Origin of the sequence: Streptomyces sp. CC53, from assembly GCF_001865245.1 — a bacterium.
In the GTDB taxonomy this organism is placed as follows: domain Bacteria; phylum Actinomycetota; class Actinomycetes; order Streptomycetales; family Streptomycetaceae; genus Streptomyces.
This window is the reverse complement of record NZ_MKXB01000151.1, coordinates 152,784-166,979: the sequence shown is the minus strand read 5'-3', so window position 1 is coordinate 166,979 and position 14,196 is coordinate 152,784. Positions and strand designations below refer to the sequence as shown.

Sequence of the window (14,196 nt, the reverse complement as noted above, 5' to 3'; positions counted from 1 at the left end):
CACGTGGGCCAGCGTGGTGCCAGGGCGCAGGGGCGTCGAGATCGCAGGCGGGTCCGCGGCCGGAACCGGCTGCGGACCCGCATGGTGCTGGGCGGTGTCGCCCTCGGCGTGCTGTCGCTGGGCGGCGGCGCGGCCCTCGCCCATCTGGAGGCCGGGAGCGCCGCCCCCGCCGCCTCGCCGCAGCCGGACGCGCGGTCCTCCGCCCCGGCCTCCCCGAAGGTCCCGGCCGCCCCCTCCGCCAGTGCCGGCCACAGTGCGCGGCCGAGCCCCGGCACCAGCGGCAGCACCCGGCCCAGCACGTCCCCCGGCCCGTCGAAGAGCACCGTGCCGCACTCCGGCAAGGGCACCTTCACCGCCGCTCGGGCCGCGGGCGACAAGGTCGGCACCGGGCCGCTGCGCCGCTACACCGTCAAGGTGGAGGACGGCATCGACCTGTCCGCCACCCAGGCGGCCCACGAGATCGAGGAGATCCTCGCCCACCCGCGGGGCTGGGCCGCCCACGGCAGGGGATCGTTCCAGCTCGTCGACGAAGGGGCCGACTTCGTCGTCTTCATCGCCACGCCCGCCACCGCGGACCGGCTGTGCCTGGCCGAGGGCCTCAACACCCGCGGCGAGCTGAACTGCGAGACCCGGCAGGGCGTCGTCGTGAACCTCAAGCGGTGGATGCTCGGCTCCCCGACCTTCTCCGGCACCCCCGCCGAGTACCGGCACCTGATCATCAACCACGAGGTGGGCCACGAGATCGGCATCCGCTCGCACATGGGCTGCCCCGGGCCAGGCAAGCCCGCACCGGTGATGATGCAGCAGATCAAGGGGCTGAAGGGGTGCGTCTCCAACGCGTGGCCGTATGACGAGGACGGCCGTTACATCACCGGTCCGATCGTGCCATGATGCGACCGGGACCGCGTGCACGGCGCACAAGGAGCGCGCACGCCGGGTTCCGAGGGGACCGGGGCTCCACCACCGTCACGGAAGGAGCGGACCGCTACCCGGTAGCACACACTGTTGGAGACAGCGATGTCTGCTTCGTCGACCCCCGCACCGAACCTTGACTTCGGGGGCACCACACCCTACGAGGACTACGTCCAGGCGGACGTCCTCACCCACCTCCAGCACCCTCTCTCGGACGACCCGGGAGAGATGGTCTTCCTGGTCACGACCCAGGTCATGGAGCTGTGGTTCACCGTCATCGTCCACGAGTGGGAGACCGCGTCCCGCGCCCTGCGCGAGGACGACCTGCCCGTCGCGATGGACGCGCTCCAGCGCTCGGTGTACGAGCTGGAGTCGCTGAACGCCTCGTGGAAGCCCCTGGCGCGGCTCACCCCCGCCCAGTTCAACGCGTACCGCTCCGCCCTCGGTGAGGGCTCCGGCTTCCAGTCCGCGATGTACCGCCGCATGGAGTTCCTGCTCGGCGAGAAGTCCGCGTCCATGCTCGTCCCGCACCGGGGCGCGCCCCGCGTGCACGCCGAGCTGGAGAAGGCCCTGCACGAGCCGAGCCTCTACGACGAGGTGCTGCGGCTGCTGGCCCGGCGCGGGCTGCCCGTGCCGGCGGAGGCCGTGGAACGGGACCTGTCGCAGCGCTACGAGCCGTCGCCCGAGGTGGAAGCCGTGTGGGCCGGGGTCTACGCCGACCGGGACCAGCACAGTGAGCTCGTCCGGCTCGGCGAGCTGCTCACCGACGTGGCCGAGCTGGTGTGGCGCTGGCGCAACGACCACCTCGTGGCCACCCGCCGCGCGATGGGCGCCAAGACCGGCACGGGCGGCTCCGCCGGGGTGGCCTGGCTGGAGAAGCGCGCCCGCAAGAACGTGTTCCCCGAGCTCTGGACGGCCCGCAGCCATGTCTGACGCCCCCCGCACGGAGACCGCCGCCATGCCCGACGCACCGCGCCCCCGGGCCGCCGTCCCGCCGCCGGGGACCGCTGCCGCGCCCCCGCACGCCGCCGACCTGCGGGCGAAGGCCGCCGCGCTGGACGCCGCCGACCCCCTCGCGAAGCGGCGGGACCTGTTCGCCCTGGAGGACGGGGTGGTGTACCTGGACGGCAATTCGCTCGGCGCGCTGCCCCGGCACGTGCCCGCGCGGATGGCGCACGTCCTCAGCCACGAGTGGGGCGAGCTGCGCATCCGCTCCTGGGACGAGAGCGGCTGGTGGACCGCGCCCGAGCGGATCGGCGAGCGGATCGCGCCGCTCGTCGGGGCCGCGCCCGGGCAGGTCGTCGTCGGCGACTCGACCAGCGTGAACGTCTTCAAGGCGCTGGTCGGAGCCGTACGGCTGAGGGACTTCGCGGGCGGCGGCGCGTCGCGCGACGAGATCCTCGTCGACGCGACCACCTTCCCGACCGACGGGTACATCGCCGAGTCCGCCGCCCGCATGACGGGCTGCCGTCTCGTGCCCGTCGAGCCCGCCGACGTGCCGTCCGCCGTGGGGCCGCGCACCTCCGCCGTGCTGGTCAACCACGTCGACTACCGCACCGGCCGCCTCCACGACCTGCCCGGCATCACCGCGGCCGTCCGGGAGGCGGGCGCCCTCGCGGTGTGGGACCTGTGCCACAGCGCGGGCGCCCTGCCGGTCGGCCTGGACGAGCACGGCGTGGACCTGGCGGTCGGCTGCACGTACAAGTACCTGAACGGCGGGCCCGGCGCGCCGGCCTACCTGTACGTCGCCGAGCGGCACCAGCAGGACTTCGACTCGCCGCTGCCCGGCTGGAACTCGCACGCCGACCCGTTCGCGATGACCCCCGGGTACGCGGCGGCGGACGGCGCGCTGCGGGGCCGGGTCGGGACGCCCGACATCCTGTCCATGCTGGCGCTGGAGTCGGCGCTGGACGTGTGGGACGGGGTGGACCTCGCGGAGGTGCGGGCCAAGAGCCTGGCGCTGACGGACTTCTTCCTGGAGTGCGTCGCCGCGTACGTCCCGGAGGGCACGGTCAGGTCCCTGACGCCGACGGCCCACGCGGAGCGCGGCAGCCAGGTCGCGCTGGCCTGCGCCGAGGCGCCCGCGGTGATGCGGGAGCTCGTGGCGCGGGGCGTCGTCGGCGACCTCCGCCGCCCTGACGTGCTGCGCTTCGGGTTCACCCCGCTGTACGTCGGGTTCGCGGACACCGAGCGGGCGGCACGCGTGCTGGCCGAGGTGTGCGCGGAGGTGTGTTCGGGGGCGTAGCGCCCGTGTTCGGCCCTGATCCGGCGGGGGCGGCCGTCGGGACTCCGGTCCTGATACCGTCCCCGCAGGTCAGGCCAATTCGGCCCCGTCACCGAAAGGTTGAGCAGCATGCCCGACCCCGCCGCGCGCGACGCCGCCGAGGAAGCATCGGCGCTGTCGCATCCGGCCGTCGACCCCGACTCCACCGCCCCGTACGGCGACCACCCCGACCAGATCGTCGACTTCTACGCCCCCCGGGACCGTGCGGACCGCGTCCCCGTGGTGGTGCTGTTCCACGGCGGCGCGTGGCGGGCGCCGTACGACCGGCGGCACGTCTCCCCGCTGGCGGACTTCCTCGCGCGCCGCGGCTTCGCCGTGGCCAGCGTCGAGTACCGGCGGGGCGCGGAGATCCCGGCGCCGCGGGCCGCCGGCGGCGGGTCGGGCGACGGTCCGCTCGCCGGGCGCTGGCCCGACACGTTCGACGACGTGGCGGCGGCGATGGACGCGCTGCCCGCCCTGGCGGCCGAGCACCTGCCGCAGGGCGACCTGCGGCGCACGGTCCTGACGGGGCACTCCGCGGGCGGGCACCTGGCGCTGTGGGCCGCGGCCCGGCATGTGCTGCCCGCCGGGTCGCCGTGGCGGCTGTCCGAGCCGCCGGAGCTGCGCGGGGTGGTGCCCCTCGCCCCGATCGCCCACTTCGGGCGGGCCGCGGAGCTCGGGGTGTGCGGCGGCGCCGTGCAGCAACTCCTGGGCGGGGAAGGAGGGTTCGCGGAGCGTTCGGCGGTGGTGGACCCGGCGGTCCTGCTGCCCACGGGCATCGCGACGGCCGTCGTCCAGGGCCGGGCCGACTCCGTCGTACCGCTCGACGTCGCCGAGGCGTACGCGGACGCGGCGGCGCAGGCCGGCGAGATGGTGGGGCTGACGGTGCTGGACGGCGTCGGTCACTTCCCGCTGATCGACCCGGCGGCCGACGCGTGCGCGGTGGTCGCGGAGGAGATCGCCCAGCTCGCGTGGTAGCCGCCGGGCCGCGGCCGCCACCGCGCGGGCCCGGCGGGCCCGCGGCGCGCGGGAGCGTGCCGTGCCACCGCGCCCGGCCTCCGCGGCCCTGCGTGTACGACTCGTCGCGGCCCGTGTAGTACTCAGGACGGACGTGTCAGGACCCGTCTGCAAGCCGACGCGGGCCCCGCGCCCGCCCCCGTACCGTTTCCGACGTGAACGAGACGACGACGCGGCGCATACCCGCCGGGGGCCGCAGCCCCGAGTTGGACCACGCCAGGGGAGTACTCCAGAGCCTGCGCGCCGACCTGCTGGACGACGCGCTCGCGTACCGGCCGCTGCCGCCGCTGCCGGAGGACGGCCGCCTGGTGCGGCGGCTGCCGCACCGGGTCCGCGGGTACGCGGTGTGGCTGCGGCACGCGGCGGTGGCGTCCGCCGCGCTGCTGATCCTCGCCGGTGTGCAGGACATGGGCCTGTTCATCGGAGCGGGCCTCGTCCCGGCGGCCGCGGTGCTGCTCACCCTGGTGCGGCCCGTGGCCGCGTTCTGGGTGTCGCTGGCGAGCCCCCTGCCGTACGCCTTCTTCGGGTCGAGCGGGGACGGCTGGCCCTGGCCGCCCGTCGTGTTCTTCGCGCACCTGGTGGTGACGACCGTGGTCGCGGCGCGGACCCGGCCGCGCACGGCGGCGTGGATGTGGCTGGTGACCGCGCTGTTCAGTGCGGTCACCGGGACCGTGCTGGGCTACGGGTACGACAGCAACACCGCCGCCCTGCTCTTCACGTCCGCCCTGGCCCTGCTGACGGTGACGCTGCTGCACGTGCGGCGCGAGGCGCAGCGCGAGGTGACGGCGGAGCGCACGGTGACGGCGCAGGAGCGGTCGATGCGGACCCTGCTGGAGGAGCGGACGACGATCGCCCGGGAGCTGCACGACGTGGTGGCCCACCACATGTCGGTGGTCGCCATCCAGGCGGAGGCCGCGCCGTACCGGGTGGAGAACCCGCCGCCGGAGCTGGAGCAGGCGTTCGCGACGATCCGCGAGAACGCGGTGGCGGCGCTGACCGAGCTGCGCCGCGTCCTCGGGGTCGTACGGGCCGAGGACTACCAGGCCCCGGAGGCGCCGCAGCCGACGCTGGCCGACCTGGACGCGCTGCTGGCGAACGTGCGGGACGCCGGTCTCGTGGTCGACAAGACGGTGACCGGTGCCGTGCGGGAGCTGCCGCCGGGCGTGGAGCTGTCGGCGTACCGCATCGTGCAGGAGGCGCTGTCCAACGTGCTGCGGCACGCGCCGGGCGCCTCGGCCCGCGTCGAACTGGGCTACGTCCTGGGCGGCCTGGGCCTGCGGGTGCTGAACGGCCCGCCGAGGGGCCTGGTGAAGCCGTCCCCGGGCGCCGGCCACGGCATCACCGGCATGCGGGAGCGGGTGGCGATGCTGAACGGCGAGCTGACCGCGGAACCGACGGAGGACGGGGGCTACGAGGTGGCGGCGTTCCTCCCGGTGGCGAAGGAGGAGGCGCCGTGACGATCCGCGTCCTGGTCGTGGACGACCAGATGATGGTGCGGGAGGGGTTCTCGGTGCTCCTCAACGCGATGCCGGGCATCGAGGTGGTCGGTGAGGCCGTGAACGGCCGGGAGGCGATCACGCGGGTCGAGGAGCTCGCCCCGGACGTCGTCCTGATGGACATCCGCATGCCGGAGATGAACGGCATCGAGGCGACCCGCCGCATCACGGCGTCGCAGACGCACGCGAAGGTGCTGGTGCTGACGACCTTCGACCTGGACGAGTACGTGTACGAGGCGCTGCGCGCCGGCGCGTCCGGCTTCCTGCTGAAGGACGCCTCCGCGCGGCAGCTCGCCGACGGGGTGCGGGTGGTCGCGGCGGGCGAGGCGCTGCTGGCGCCGACGGTCACCAAGCGGCTCATCACCGAGTTCGCGCAGCGCGCGGAGGCGCCGCGGGCCTCGGCGCTCCACCAGGTGGGGGACCTGACGGAACGCGAGACGGAGGTGCTGGTGCTGATCGCCCAGGGCCTGTCCAACGCCGAGATCGCCTCCCACCTGGTGGTGGCCGAGTCCACGATCAAGACCCATGTGAGCCGCATCCTCGTGAAGCTGGGCCTGCGCGACCGCACCCAGGCGGCGGTCTTCGCGTACGAGGCGAGGCTGGTCCACCCGGGCGGGTAGCGCGGGCCCGCCCCGTGCGGGAGCGGCGCGGGTCCCTGGCGCCGGCGGACAGCTCTGGGGCGTGCGGGAGTCGCACGGGCCCGTCTCGTGCGGGGACGGCGTGGGTCCGTGGCGTGCGGGGGCGGCGCGGGTCCGTGGCGTGTGGGGGTCGTGTGGGTCCGCCGAGGGCCGGAGCCGCGCGGACGGGTCCCGGCGGGCGCCGCGGGCGCGTCTCGTGCGGGAGTGGCGCGGTTCCGTGGCGTGTGGGAGTCGCGCGGGCGCGTCTCGTAGCGGGAGCCGGGCGGACGCGGCGCCCGGGTGTGCTGTGCGGGATGTGGTGCAGGCCCGGTCCGTGCGGCGGGGCGGGGGAGTACCGTCCCGGCATGGACACCGCATTCGACCCCTGGTCGCCCGCCTTCGTCGCGGACCCGTACCCCGCGTACGAGGAGCTCCGCGCCGCGGGGCGCGTGCACTGGTTCCCGGCGAGCGGCCAGTACCTCGTCCCCCACCACGCGGACGTGTCCGCGCTGCTGCGGGACCGGCGGCTGGGGCGGACGTACCTGCACCGCTTCGGCCACGAGGAGTTCGGGCGCACCCCGCCGCCACCCGAGCACGAGCCGTTCCACGTGCTGAACGGCCACGGGCTGCTGGACCTGGAGGGCCCCGACCACACGAGGATCCGGCGGCTCGTGTCCAAGGCGTTCACGCCCCGGACCGTGGAGCGGCTGAAGCCGACCGTGGAGCGGCTGGCCGCCGAACTCGTCGAGGCGTTCGTGGCGGACGGGGGAGGCGACCTGCTCGCGCGGGTCGCGGAGCCGCTGCCCGTGGCGGTCATCGCGGAGATGCTCGGCATTCCGGCGGGCGACCGGCATCTGCTGCGGCCCTGGTCGGCGGACATCTGCGGGATGTTCGAGCTGCGCCCGGACGAGGAGACGGCGCGGCGGGCCGTCACCGCGTCCGTCGAGTTCTCCGCGTACCTGCGGGAGCTGATCGCCGCCCGCCGGAAGGACCCGGGGGACGACCTGGTCTCCGCGCTGGTCGCCGCCCACGACGGCGGTGACCGGCTCAGCGAGCAGGAGATGGTGTCCACCTGCGTGCTGCTGCTGAACGCCGGGCACGAGGCCACCGTCAACACCACGGCCAACGGCTGGTGGACGCTGCTGCGCCACCCCGAGCAGCTCGCCGCGCTGCGCTCCGGCGAGGTGGCGTTGTCCACGGCCGTGGAGGAACTGCTGCGCTACGACACGCCCTTGCAGATGTTCGAGCGCTGGGTCCTGGACGACATCGAGATCGGGGACGTGACGGTGCCGCGCGGCTCCGAGGTCGCCCTGCTCTTCGGGTCCGCCCACCGCGACCCCGCCCGGTTCTCCGACCCCGACCGCCTGGACCTCGGGCGGGCCGACAACCCCCACCTCGCCTTCGGGGCGGGCATCCACTACTGCCTCGGCGCGCCGCTCGCCCGTCTGGAGCTCACCGCGTCCTTCGGCGAGCTCCTGCGGCGGGCTCCCGCGCTGCGGCTCGTGCGGGAGCCGCAGTGGCAGGGCGGCTACGTGATCCGCGGGCTGAAGGAACTGCTCGTCACCCCGTGAGCCGCCGAGAGCGGGGGCGGCACGGCAGGGTCCGCCCCCGCGCGAGCCGTGCCCGCGCGAGCCGCCGCGCCGCGCAACGCCCCGTGAGCCGCCCCCACGTGCGCCGCACGCGAGCCGTATCCGCCCGGGCCGCCACGCCGTGCACCGCCTCCGTGTGCGCTGCCGCAACACGAGGCACGCCGTGAGCAGCCGCGCCGCGCGCCGCCCCGTGAGCCGCGCCCCCGCACGCCTACCGCCCCGCCCGGGCCGTCACGACGTGACGAGGTCGCGGCGGCGCAGCCCCACCAGGCCCGCGGCCGTCAGCGCCGCCGCCAGGACCAGCAGGACCACCACCGGCGGCCACGCCATGTCCGCGCCCGGCAGCTTCGGCAGGTGGCCGAACGGGGACAGGTTCAGCACGGCCTGCGGCAGGTTCAGCGCCGGACCGATCCAGCCGATCGCCAGCGACAGGCCCGCCACCCCCCACGCGCCCACCGCGGCCTTCGGGAACGCGCCGTGCAGCAGGACGGCGAGGGAGCCCAGCAGCCACACGGCGGGGAGCTGCACCGCCGCCGTGCCCAGGACCGGGCCGAGGTCCCTGCCGTACGTGAGGTACATGCCGACCCCGGCCACGGCCATGATCAGCACCGGTCCCGCGAACGCGATCAGCAGGTGACCGGCCGCCCATTGCAACCGTCCCACGGCGCATCCGAGCACCGGCTCGGCCCGCTGCGAGGTCTCCTCGCCGTGCAGCCGCAGCACCGCGGCGACCGCGTACAGCGACGCGACCATGCCGAACATGCCCAGCAGCGCCCCCAGGAAGGCGTCCGTCAGGGCCTGTGCCCCGCCCACCCGCTCGAAGATCTCGCGGGCCTGCGGGTTGTCACCGACGAGGTCGGCGGCGCCCTCGACCATGCCGCCGAACACCAGCCCCGCCACGAGGAAGCCCAGCGTCCAGCCGATCAGGCTGCCGCGCTGGAGCCGCCAGGCGAGGCCGCCCGCGGTCGCGAGCCGCCCCTCGGCGGGGCCGGGACGGGCCGGGACGAAGCTCATGCCGATGTCGCGGCGGCCCGTCAGCACGTACGCGGCGACGCCCTGCGCCACGACCGCGGCGGCGGACAGCAGCAGCACCCACCAGCGGTCCCCGGCGAAGGCCCGCACGTTCTCGGCCCAGCCGACGGGGGACAGCCAGGTCAGCGGCGAGCCGCCCGCGTCCTCCCCCGCGTCGCCGGCGGCTCGCAGCAGGAACGCGAGGCCGAGCACCGCCGACGTCGCGCCCTTGGCGAGCCGCGCGCTCTCCGTCGCCTGTGCGACGATCGCCGCCATCGTCGCGAAGACCATGCCGGTCAGGCCCACGGCCAGCCCGAGCGCCAGGGCGCCGGCGGCGCCCCTGCCGGCCAGGCCCACGGTGATGATCAGCGTGAGCGCCGTGTTCGCGACGAGCGCCGCCAGGAGGGCCGCCGTCAGCGGGGCCCGGCGGCCCACCATCGCCGACGACAGCAGCTCCTGCCGGCCCGTCTCCTCCTCCTCGCGGGTGTGCCGCACGACGACGACCAGGCTCATCACGGCGGCGAGCGTCGCCGCGAAGACGCCGAACCGCCACGCGACCAGCGCGCCGACGGAGTCCCCGAAGACCGGGCCGTAGAGGGAGCGCAGCGAGGTGTTCGCCGACATGGACTGCGCGAGCCGGGCGCGGGACTCCGGGGTGTCGTACAGCGCCTCGATGGAGCCGCCGCCGCTCACCACCATCGTGCCGAGCACCAGCACCCACAGCGGCAGCATCACCCGGTCGCGGCGCAGTGCGAGCCGCAGCAGCGCGCCCGTGCCCGCCAGGTGCCGGGGCCGCCCCGGGGCCAGGGCCACGGCGGTCATCGGGTGGCCTCCCCGTCCTCGTAGTGGCGCAGGAACAGCTCCTCCAGCGTGGGCGGCGAGCTGACCAGCGACCGCACGCCCGACGCGGTGAGCGAGCGCAGCACCGCGTCCAGTTTGTCGGAGTCGACCTGGAGCCGGACCCGGTGGCCGTCGACCGCCAGGTCGTGGACGCCGGGCAGGTGGGTGAGGCCGTCGGGCGGCGCGGCCAGCTCGGCTTCGACGCTGGTGCGGGTCAGGTGGCGCAGCTCGGCCAGGGAGCCCGACTCCACGGTGACGCCCTTGCGGATGATGCTGACCCGGTCGCAGAGGCTCTCCACCTCGCTGAGGATGTGCGAGGAGAGCAGGACCGTGCGGCCCCGGGCCTGCTCCTCGCGGACGCAGTCCTGGAAGACGCCCTCCATGAGCGGGTCGAGGCCGCTCGTCGGCTCGTCCAGGATCAGCAGGTCCACGTCGGACGCAAGGGCCGCGACCAGGGCCACCTTCTGGCGGTTGCCCTTGGAGTACGTGCGGCCCTTCTTCGTCGGGTCCAGCTCGAAGCGCTCGATCAGGTCGGCGCGCCGCGCCGGGTCGAGGCCGCCGCGCAGTCTGCCGTACAGGTCGATGACCTCCCCGCCGGACAGGTTGCGCCACAGGGTCACGTCCCCGGGGACGTACGCCACCCGCCGGTGCAGCTCGACGGCGTCCCGCCAGGGGTCGCGGCCGAGCAGCCGCGTCTCGCCGGAGTCGGCCCGCAGGAGGCCGAGGAGGACGCGGATGGCGGTGGACTTGCCGGAGCCGTTGGGGCCGAGGAAGCCGTGGACCTCGCCGGTCGAGACGGTCAGGTCGAGACCGGCCAGCGCGTGCGTGCGCCCGAAGGACTTGTGCAGTCCGGCGACGGTGATGGCGTTCGTCATGCTTCGACGCTAAGCGACGTTCACAAACTTGTGAAGTTAAGGAACTGTATAAAATCGGGGGTCGTGGCGGGACGCTCCGGACGACGGGAGACGATGGGCGCATGGGGAGCACGGGCGAGACGGCGTACGACACCGCGGCGGACGGCGGGCGGGGCGAGGGGGCGGTCGGCCGCTTCCTCGAACGCTTCGCCGGCGAACTCGCGCAGGCCGGCATGCCGCGCATGGCGTCCCGTGTCTTCGCGGCGCTGCTGGTCTCCGAGACCGGAGCCCTCACCTCCGCCGAGCTGGCGGAGCGGCTCCGGATCAGCCCGGCCGCCGTGTCGGGAGCGGTCCGGTACCTGACGCAGGTCAGCATGATCGGCCGCGAGCGGGACCCCGGCTCGCGCCGCGAGCGGTACGTCCTGCACGAGGAGATGTGGTACGAGGTCTTCACCCGGCGGGACCAGGTGCTGACCCGCTGGGAGAACACCCTGCGCGAAGGCGCCGACACCCTGGGGCGGGGCACGCCCGCGGGCGACCGGATCGCCGAGACGGCCGAGTTCTTCGCGTTCCTGCACCAGGAGATGACCCAGATCATGGCCCGCTGGCGGGCCCGCAAGGCGGGCTGACGCCCGCCGAGGGCGACCGGGCCGGCCAGGACGGCGGTCCCCGTCGGCGACCGGGCGGGGCCGGAGGGGCGATGCCCCCGCCGTGGCCGGGGTGTGGCCGCGGGGTCGGTGTACCCGTCGGTGACCGGGGCGGGGCCGGAGGGCCGGTGTGCTCGTGGTGACCTGGGGTGGGGCGTAGGCCGGCCGGCCCTTGGTGAGCCCGGCGGGCCCCGCGGGTCCGGTTCGCCTGGCGACGGGTGCGGGCCGGCAGGGCGACCGGGCAGCGGGGCGGGCCGGCACGCCGAGGGGCGCGCGGCGGCGGGACACGGTCGAAGACCACCGGCCCGCGGCGACCGGGGCGGTCCACAAGACCGGCGGGCCCGGGGCCCCGCGGCGGCCCTGATGGCCCTGCCCCCGGGAGAGCGGAACGACGGCGCTGAGCCGCAAGCTGGAGCAGCGGCGGTGGGCCGGAGCGGCGGCCGTGGCCGTCTCGGTGGGGCCGGCCGGGCTGGTGGGGGTTTCGACGTGCAGGCTGGGGCAGTGGCAGCGCCGACCCGGCGGGTCAGAGCGGCAGCAGCGCCGACGCGGTCAGTCGGCGGGCTTCCGGGGCGAGGCCGTGGGTCAGGGGGCTTCCGGGGCGAGCGCCGGGGACGGGACCAGCAGGGACCAGGACGCGGCGTGCAGCGTCCATGTGCGGGTCTCCAGCGGGCCCCTGACCTGCCCGTCCGCGTGGTAGCGGAAGTCCGCGCCGGGCGCGGCCGAGACGCGGACCGCCCGCGCGGTGTGCCGGACCGGTGCCCCGGCGCGCGGGTGCACCTCCACCACCGCGACGCCGTCCTCCGCCGTCACCGCCACGCCCTCCACCGGATCCTCCACGTCGCAGACCACCCGCCCGTCCGCCTCCACGCGCAGCCGGTGCCCCCGCATCTGCGGCACCCGGGGTGCCGCGGCCGGCTGCGGGCCCACCAGGGTGCGGACCAGGGTCCTCGCCGTACCCCACACCGTGTGCGTAGGGTCCTCCGGTGCGTCCGGCACCGCCGCGGCCGTCCCGTCGGGGATGCGCAGCCCGCCCACCACGACCCCGCCGTGCTCGTCCACCAGCAGGTCCAGCCGCCGCTCCACCCCGTCCAGCACCGCCCGCGCCGCCGTCACCGCGCCCAGCGGCGCACCCAGCGCCGCCGCGAGCCGCACCGTGTCGTCCGGCCCGACCGGCACCAGCGCCAGGGGCTCCCCGTCCAGCTCGCCGTCCCGGTGCAGCAGCCGCACGGCGTGCACCAGTGCCCGGTCGTCGCCGACGACCACGGGCCGCCGGCCACCGCGCCGGGCCAGTGCCCGCGCGAACTCCTGCGGGGTCGCCGGCAGGCACACCTTCGCGGCGGCGCCGCCGCACAACACGTCCTTCGCGATCCGCACGGACTCGCCGTCACAGCGGCGGGCGACCGGGTCGATGACCACCAGGAGCTGGTCGGGAGCCGACACCTCGGTCCTTCCTCGGGTAGCATCTTTGTGCAAGAGCCCCTTGCGCCGTCGAGCCAGGGGCTTCGTCTATTCCGGGGCACCGGTTCAGCGGTTCCAGGCTGCTGTCGTACACCGCCGTACGACGTTTTGCGCCCCTGGCCTTGGACATGCCCCGCCCGGAAGGGGTGTACGCCTGTGCCCGCACTTGTGCTGCTCGGTGCTCAGTGGGGTGACGAGGGCAAGGGAAAGGCCACCGACCTCCTCGGTGGATCCGTCGACTACGTGGTGCGTTACCAGGGCGGTAACAACGCCGGTCACACGGTCGTCGTAGGCGACCAGAAGTACGCGCTCCACCTCCTTCCCTCCGGGATCCTCTCCCCGGGATGCACCCCGGTGATCGGAAACGGTGTCGTCGTCGACCCGGCGGTCCTGCTCTCCGAGCTGAGCGGGCTGAACGATCGCGGCGTGGACACCAGCAAGCTGCTGATCAGCGGCAACGCGCACCTGATCACGCCGTACAACGTCACCCTCGACAAGGTGACGGAACGGTTCCTCGGCAAGCGCAAGATCGGCACGACCGGTCGCGGCATCGGCCCGACGTACGCCGACAAGATCAACCGTGTGGGCATCCGCGTCCAGGACCTCTACGACGAGTCGATCCTCCACCAGAAGGTCGAGGCGGCCCTGGAGGTCAAGAACCAGCTCCTCGCCAAGCTCTACAACCGGCGGGCGATCGAGTCCTCCAAGATCGTGGAGGAGATGCTCCAGTACGCGGAGCAGATCAAGCCGTACGTCGCGGACACCACGCTGATCCTGAACAACGCCATCGACGAGGGCAAGGTCGTCCTCTTCGAGGGCGGTCAGGGCACCCTCCTCGACGTCGACCACGGCACGTACCCCTTCGTGACCTCGTCGAACCCGACCTCCGGCGGTGCCTGCACCGGTGCCGGCGTCGGCCCGACGAAGATCAGCCGCGTCATCGGCATCCTGAAGGCGTACACGACCCGCGTCGGCGCCGGCCCGTTCCCGACGGAGCTCTTCGACGAGGACGGCGAGGCGCTGCGGCGCATCGGCGGCGAGCGCGGTGTCACCACCGGCCGTGACCGCCGCTGCGGCTGGTTCGACGCGGTCATCGCCCGCTACGCGACCCGCGTGAACGGCCTGACCGACTTCTTCCTCACGAAGCTGGACGTGCTGACCGGCTGGGAGCAGATCCCGGTGTGCGTCGCGTACGAGATCGACGGCCGGCGTGTGGAGGAGCTGCCGTACTCGCAGACGGACTTCCACCACGCGAAGCCCGTCTACGAGTACCTGCCCGGTTGGTCCGAGGACATCTCGAAGGCCAAGACCTTCGGCGAGCTGCCGAAGAACGCCCAGGCGTACGTCAAGGCGCTGGAGGAGATGTCCGGTGCGCCGATCTCCGCGATCGGCGTCGGCCCGGGCCGCGACGAGACGATCGAGATCAACTCGTTCCTGTGAGCCGGTAGCCGGTAGCCGGTAGCCGGTAGCCGGTAGCCGGTAGCCGGTAGCC

General features: G+C 74.6%; 12 protein-coding genes. 9 read left to right on the top strand and 3 right to left on the bottom strand.

Annotated elements, in window-relative coordinates; all coding sequences use genetic code 11:
* The first annotated feature begins 3 nt into the window (after positions 1-3).
* From BJP40_RS17070 to BJP40_RS17040, 7 genes are all read left to right on the top strand, one after another.
* The gene (locus BJP40_RS17070; RefSeq protein ID WP_071281073.1) at positions 4-891 is read left to right on the top strand and encodes a DUF3152 domain-containing protein; all 888 of its coding nucleotides are present in this window, start codon (positions 4-6) and stop codon (positions 889-891) included.
* Positions 892-1,017: 126 nt separating this feature from the next.
* Entirely contained in the window at positions 1,018-1,845 is an 828-nt protein-coding gene (locus tag BJP40_RS17065; protein ID WP_071281072.1) for a tryptophan 2,3-dioxygenase, read from the top strand.
* Complete coding sequence (gene kynU / locus BJP40_RS17060; protein WP_177204409.1) at positions 1,838-3,157, top strand: kynureninase; 1,320 nt, start codon at positions 1,838-1,840, stop codon at positions 3,155-3,157. Before BJP40_RS17065 ends, kynU begins: the two co-directional genes overlap by 8 nt.
* A gap of 108 nt (positions 3,158-3,265) precedes the next feature.
* Positions 3,266-4,153, top strand: a complete 888-nt coding sequence (locus BJP40_RS17055; RefSeq protein ID WP_071281071.1) for an alpha/beta hydrolase — start codon at positions 3,266-3,268, stop codon at positions 4,151-4,153.
* Between the two features lie 194 nt (positions 4,154-4,347).
* On the top strand, positions 4,348-5,649 hold the full coding sequence (locus BJP40_RS17050; RefSeq protein WP_071281070.1) for a sensor histidine kinase: 1,302 nt from the start codon (positions 4,348-4,350) through the stop codon (positions 5,647-5,649).
* Positions 5,646-6,308 carry a response regulator transcription factor gene (locus BJP40_RS17045; protein WP_071266013.1) on the top strand — a complete coding sequence of 221 codons (663 nt, stop codon included), beginning with the start codon at positions 5,646-5,648 and terminating at the stop codon, positions 6,306-6,308. Before BJP40_RS17050 ends, BJP40_RS17045 begins: the two co-directional genes overlap by 4 nt.
* 362 nt (positions 6,309-6,670) lie before the next feature.
* Positions 6,671-7,876: a cytochrome P450 gene (locus BJP40_RS17040; protein WP_071266011.1), complete on the top strand. Its 1,206-nt coding sequence runs from the start codon at positions 6,671-6,673 to the stop codon at positions 7,874-7,876.
* A gap of 249 nt (positions 7,877-8,125) precedes the next feature.
* Here BJP40_RS17040 and BJP40_RS17035 read toward each other — a convergent pair whose 3' ends face one another.
* Together BJP40_RS17035 and BJP40_RS17030 are read right to left on the bottom strand one after the other, a co-directional pair.
* Positions 8,126-9,727 (bottom strand): ABC transporter permease, encoded by a 1,602-nt coding sequence (locus tag BJP40_RS17035; RefSeq protein WP_071281069.1) that lies wholly within the window; start codon positions 9,725-9,727, stop codon positions 8,126-8,128.
* Positions 9,724-10,620 (bottom strand): ABC transporter ATP-binding protein, encoded by an 897-nt coding sequence (locus BJP40_RS17030; protein ID WP_071281068.1) that lies wholly within the window; start codon positions 10,618-10,620, stop codon positions 9,724-9,726. Before BJP40_RS17030 ends, BJP40_RS17035 begins: the two co-directional genes overlap by 4 nt.
* Before the next feature lie 101 nt (positions 10,621-10,721).
* Here BJP40_RS17030 and BJP40_RS17025 point away from each other — a divergent pair, with 101 nt between their 5' ends.
* The gene (locus tag BJP40_RS17025; RefSeq protein WP_071281067.1) at positions 10,722-11,228 is read left to right on the top strand and encodes a GbsR/MarR family transcriptional regulator; all 507 of its coding nucleotides are present in this window, start codon (positions 10,722-10,724) and stop codon (positions 11,226-11,228) included.
* Between the two features lie 600 nt (positions 11,229-11,828).
* Here the strand turns inward: BJP40_RS17025 and BJP40_RS17020 are convergent.
* Entirely contained in the window at positions 11,829-12,686 is an 858-nt protein-coding gene (locus tag BJP40_RS17020) for a diacylglycerol kinase (RefSeq protein ID WP_071281066.1), read from the bottom strand.
* A gap of 174 nt (positions 12,687-12,860) precedes the next feature.
* On the opposite strand from BJP40_RS17020, the gene BJP40_RS17015 reads away from it, so the two are divergent.
* On the top strand, positions 12,861-14,144 hold the full coding sequence (locus BJP40_RS17015; RefSeq protein ID WP_071270067.1) for an adenylosuccinate synthase: 1,284 nt from the start codon (positions 12,861-12,863) through the stop codon (positions 14,142-14,144).
* Positions 14,145-14,196: the final 52 nt, after the last annotated feature.